The organism is Dehalococcoidia bacterium, from assembly GCA_035574915.1.
GTDB lineage: Bacteria > Chloroflexota > Dehalococcoidia > DSTF01 > WHTK01 > DATLYJ01.
On sequence record DATLYJ010000092.1, the window covers coordinates 1 to 4,549 of the forward strand.

Genomic DNA, 4,549 nt, shown 5'->3' on the forward strand with positions numbered 1-4,549 from the left:
CGGACCGTCGGGAGTCGGCAAGGACTCCGTCCGCGACCTCCTGATTGCCTGGAAGGCGCCTCTGCACTTCGCGGTGACGGCAACGGACCGGCCGCCGCGCGAGGGTGAGGTGGACGGCGTCCACTACCGCTTCCTGAGCCCTGAGGAGTTCGACCGGTTGGAGCGGGAGGGCGGGTTCATCGAGCACGCGGTGGTGTACGGGCAGCGCAAGGGCGTGCCGCGCTCGGAGATCGAGGGGCCGCTGGCGGAGGGCAAGGACGTGCTGGCGCGGGTGGACGTGCAGGGCGTGGCGACGCTGAAGCGCCTATTCCCGGACGCGGTGGTCATCTTTCTGGCGCCGCCTTCGCTGCAGGAGGCGCAACGACGCCTGGACGCGCGGGACACGGAGACGGACGAAGAAGTGCGCCTGCGGATGGAGGAGGCGGAGAGGGAGATGGCGGCGGCGCGGGACGTCGACTACATAGTGGTCAACCGCACTGGCGAGTTGGAAGCCACCGCGCGCCGGGTGTGGGAGATCATCGAGCGCGAGCGCCAGGCCGAGGAAGGAGACCGGGAACGGGCATCGAAGTGAGGGCCGTGCCGGAGCGAGGCCGGATAGTCGCTAGCGCCATTGTTATGTAGTTGCCATAACGGAGCAGGGCCGGTAGACTGCCGGGCTGATGTTGCTCCTCCGCGGCGGGACGCGGGCGCCTCGGGTTACCGGGGCGGCGCTCTTCCTGGGCGTCGCCGTTGTCCTCCTCATGGCGGCGGACGCGGCGCTGATGGGCGTCGGTCCCGGCCGGAGCGCACAGGACCAGCCGCGGGTGACGTGGGCCGACGTGTGGCCGCCGGCATCGCAGCGGCCCTTTCCGCCGCCTTTGCCGCCCGCGACCTTCGCGTGGCCGGTCGCGGGACCGGTGTCGAGCTTCATGGACGCCGAGCACCCGTTGGGCATCGATATCGGCCTTGCTTCGACGCCTTCGGTGCCGGTCCGGGCGTCCTCGGGCGGTGTCGTGAGCTTCGCCGGTGGGCGCGCATGCTGCAGCTACGGCCTCTACGTAGTAGTCGAGCACCCTGGCGGCCTGACGACCCTCTACGCGCATCTCTCGGAGGTGAAGGTACGCGAGGGCGAGGCAGTGCGGCAGCGGCAGACGGTGGGGATCAGCGGCAGCACCGGCCTGTCGACGTCGGAGCACCTGCACTTCGAGGTGTGGCGCAACGGCGAGCGAATCGACCCGCTGACCGTCCTGCCGCCGCGCGACGAGGAGTCGATCAAAGTCGTCCGCCTGCAGGAGGACGATTAGGTCGCCGCGGCCTTTGATTCGGCCGTTACCCGGTCCATTGCCTCTCGCAAGGGCCCGATCTTGAAGGGCTTGGAGAGCACCGGGTTGCTGACCGTCTGAAGGAACGAGCGCGTGTCCGGGCTAACCGTGTCGCCGGTGATGAAGATGATGCGGCTGGCGAGCGCGGGGTCCTTCTGCCTCAGTTCGCGGTAGAAGGTCGCGCCGTCCATACCGGGCATCTTCATGTCGGTGATGATGACGTCGAAGGGCGCCGAAGCGTCGACGAGCTGCCAGGCTTCGATGCCGGAGGAGCCGACTTCGACGGTGTGGCCGTCCATCTCCAGGATGTCGCGCAGCAGGAGGCGGATGCTCTCCTCGTCGTCGACCACTAGGACGCGGTAGGCGGGCCTGGACGGCATCGCGGCGGCCGGGCCTGCGGCGCCTGTTGTGCCGGCGGGTTCAGGGGCGCCGGCCGCGCCCCCCCGCTGCTCGGGGCTGCCGATGGGGAGCTCGACGACGAAGCGGGCGCCGCCGGTGGGCGAAGGTTCGGCCCAGATGCGGCCGCCGTGCTCGTCAATGATGCTGTAGGAGATCGTGAGGCCCAATCCGGTGCCCTGACCCGCCTCCTTCGTCGTGAAGAAGGGGTCGAAGATGCGGCGCTGGACCTCGGGCGGGATACCGGGGCCGTCGTCGGCGATGCTGATACGGACGCCGGTTGGCGCGCCAGCGGTGCCGGTGATGCCTTCCGTGCGCACGGTGAGCCGGCCGCCACCGTTGGCTTCGAGCATGGCCTGCTCGGCATTTTTCACGATGTTGAAGAAGACCTGCTGGACCTGGTCGGCGTCCACCCAGCAGCGCGGCATGCGCGGGTCCATCTCCATGTCGAGGGCGATGTTGCGGATGGCAAAGTCGTAGCTGCGCAGCTCCAGGACCTGGGCCAGCAGGGAGTTGACGTCGGCCAGCTCCTTGGCCGGCTTGCGCCGGCGGGCGAAGGAGAGGAGGTTCTGGACGATCTTCGCCGCGCGCTCGGCCTCGCCGTAGATGGTGCGCACCTGGGCCTGCGTCGTCTCGTCGAGGTCGCGGGCGAGGAGGAGCTGGGCGAAGCCCATGACCCCGGTGAGGGGGTTGTTGAGCTCGTGGGCGACGCCGGAGACGAGTTGGCCGACGCTGGCCATCTTTTCTGACTGAAGGAGACGCTCCTGGAGCAGGCGCTCCTCCGTCGTGTCCCGGAGGGCGACGAGGCGGGTCTGGCCCTGGGCGATGGCGGCCAGCCGGATGTGCCTCGAGCCGGGCGCCTGAGCGACGAACTCGCGCAGGACAGGGGCGGCGCGCTCCCTGGACTCCGCGAGCGCGTCGAAGACGATGGGTGGGGCGATGCCGCCGTCGCGGCCGTCGATTAGCGGCAGCAAGCCGGCGCCGACTTCGTTGAGGGCGCGGGCGATGCCGGATGCGTCGACTTCGACGACGCCGTCGCCGATGGCGCCGGCCAGGGCGACGAAGGCGTGAGTGAGGGGGGAGATGGGAGCGGGCCGGGTGGCCTCGGGTGCGGCGTTATCGGCGGCGAGAGCCATGGAACCTCCTGTGCCCCAAAGGGGCCGGGACCTGGGCGCCCCCGCCAGCGCGCCGCGGTTACGTTAGCACACAGGCGCGGGGTCTGGCACGGCTTATGTGCGCAGCCAGATGGGGCGCCGGGCCCAGCAGTGGTCACAGAGGTTGGCGAGGCGCGGGACGCGGACCTGGTTTTCGAAGACGGTCTCCTGGCGCCTGCGCACGTGGTGGTCGCAGAAGAGGCCCTTGCAACGGACGCACTGGGCGGCGATCTCCTCACGGCAATCCGCGATGCCACAGGCGCGGACGCGATTACGGCCGGCGACGGCAGCCCTGTAAAGCAGGTGGCGGTCCAGGTCCTCGCGCTTGGCGACGCATTCCTTGCGCGAGCAGACCTCCTGGCGGATGCCCTCAGCGTCGGCGAAGACGACACCGTGGCGGTCGCAGAAGCGGCGGCCACAGTACTGGCAGACGGCGGAGCTCAGCGCGCCGCAGCGGCCGAAGAGCGAGGCTTTCAGCTGACAGCCGGCGACATTGAGGCTCATGCGAGCCATTCTAACCGTACGTTTACGTTCACGTCAAAGGTAGCCGGGTGGAACGCCGGTCCTCCGGGCTCAATCAGGACCATCCGATTTCATATACGCGCGTTGCCGCCCGGGGCGCTCACGATAGGTCGTTTCAGGTCTCCTCGCGCTCGATATCGGGGCATCGCCGATCGCCGGTCAAGGTGATCCCTCATTGGGCGCACTTCAGTCCGCGGGAATACTGCGAAAACCGGGCTTTCAAAGTCGTCTACCGGGGGGAGGAAACGGCTTCGTGACAGTTTCTGACTTCGACCAGCAAACCGCGGACGAAGGTGCGGACCCATCGGGCGAGGACCCGCACTACCTGGACTCCGACCTCTCGAGAGTGGTCCAGGACTACATGCCACTGGTGCGCCACGCCGTGAACCGCGTGGTGGCCGGGGCCAGCAGTTCGACCATCCTGCAGTACGAAGACATGGTCAGCTGCGGCGTACAGGGCCTCATCGAGGCCTTCAAGACCTACGACCCGACGAGGGGGGCGAAGTTTTCGACCTACGCGCTCCCTCGCATCCGCGGCTCGATCCTGGACGCGCTGCGAGCGGCGCACCCGCTACCGCGGTCGCTGCAAAAGCTCTCCTCCGACATCGAGAAGGCGAACTCGAGCCTGTACACGGACCTCGGGCGCTCGCCGACGAAGGAGGAGCTGGCCGAGCGCCTCGGCCTCGAGGTCGGCGAGCTGATGGAGGCTTCGAAGGCGAGCAATATCAAGGTGATGTCCCTGGAAAGCCTGGCGGACATGACCGTGAATGGCGCGACGGAGAAGCTGACGGAGATGGCGGACGACGACCCTAACGTCGACCCGCATTCCGTGGCACAGCAGCAGATCCTGCGCAACCGGCTTCTGGCGGCCGTGGACGAGTTGCCGGAGCGGGAGCGCAAGATCATCCGCCTCTACTACATCGAGGCGCGTTCGCTGAAGAGCATCGGGCGGGCGATGGAGATATCGGAGTCGCGCGCTTCGCAGCTGCGCCATCGCGCGATCCGGAGGCTGCGCAGCGCCCTGGCTCGAGAACTGGCCGAGGCGGCCTGACCATGGATGTCATCGTCGCGGGAGAGGGCAGCGCCGCCGCCGAGTGCCTCAGCCTGCTGGAAGCGGCGGGGTTCGAGGCGGGGCGAGAGCCGGGGGCGGACCGCCGCCGCCGGTGATCCTGGGAG

The 4,549-nt window shown here is 68.7% G+C and carries 5 protein-coding genes; 3 read left to right on the forward strand and 2 right to left on the reverse strand.

All coding sequences use genetic code 11. The annotated features are described in order from the left end of the window. Together gmk and VNN10_08855 are read left to right on the forward strand one after the other, a co-directional pair. Nucleotides 1-571, forward strand: a 571-nt coding sequence (gene gmk / locus VNN10_08850) for a guanylate kinase (protein ID HXH22125.1), incomplete at its 5' end; no start/stop codon positions are given. 88 nt (nucleotides 572-659) lie between these two features. Further along, nucleotides 660-1,283 carry a M23 family metallopeptidase gene (locus tag VNN10_08855; GenBank protein HXH22126.1) on the forward strand — a complete coding sequence of 208 codons (624 nt, stop codon included), beginning with the start codon at nucleotides 660-662 and terminating at the stop codon, nucleotides 1,281-1,283. On the opposite strand, the gene VNN10_08860 is transcribed toward VNN10_08855, so the two are convergent. Both VNN10_08860 and VNN10_08865 read right to left on the reverse strand, forming a co-directional pair. Next, nucleotides 1,280-2,833, reverse strand: a complete 1,554-nt coding sequence (locus VNN10_08860; GenBank protein ID HXH22127.1) for an ATP-binding protein — start codon at nucleotides 2,831-2,833, stop codon at nucleotides 1,280-1,282. The two genes, VNN10_08855 and VNN10_08860, sit on opposite strands and share 4 nt — an antisense overlap. A 93-nt stretch (nucleotides 2,834-2,926) precedes the next feature. Continuing rightward, nucleotides 2,927-3,355: a hypothetical protein gene (locus VNN10_08865; protein ID HXH22128.1), complete on the reverse strand. Its 429-nt coding sequence runs from the start codon at nucleotides 3,353-3,355 to the stop codon at nucleotides 2,927-2,929. A 271-nt stretch (nucleotides 3,356-3,626) separates the two neighbouring features. Here VNN10_08865 and VNN10_08870 point away from each other — a divergent pair, with 271 nt between their 5' ends. Further along, on the forward strand, nucleotides 3,627-4,424 hold the full coding sequence (locus VNN10_08870) for a FliA/WhiG family RNA polymerase sigma factor (GenBank protein HXH22129.1): 798 nt from the start codon (nucleotides 3,627-3,629) through the stop codon (nucleotides 4,422-4,424). Nucleotides 4,425-4,549: the final 125 nt, after the last annotated feature.

Coding starts and splice junctions, on each gene's coding strand:
- VNN10_08865 (HXH22128.1), bottom strand. CDS start 3,355: ATGAGCCTCAATGTCGCCGGCTGTCAGCTGAAAGCCTCGCTCTTCGGC.
- VNN10_08860 (HXH22127.1), bottom strand. CDS start 2,833: ATGGCTCTCGCCGCCGATAACGCCGCACCCGAGGCCACCCGGCCCGCT.
- VNN10_08855 (HXH22126.1), top strand. CDS start 660: ATGTTGCTCCTCCGCGGCGGGACGCGGGCGCCTCGGGTTACCGGGGCG.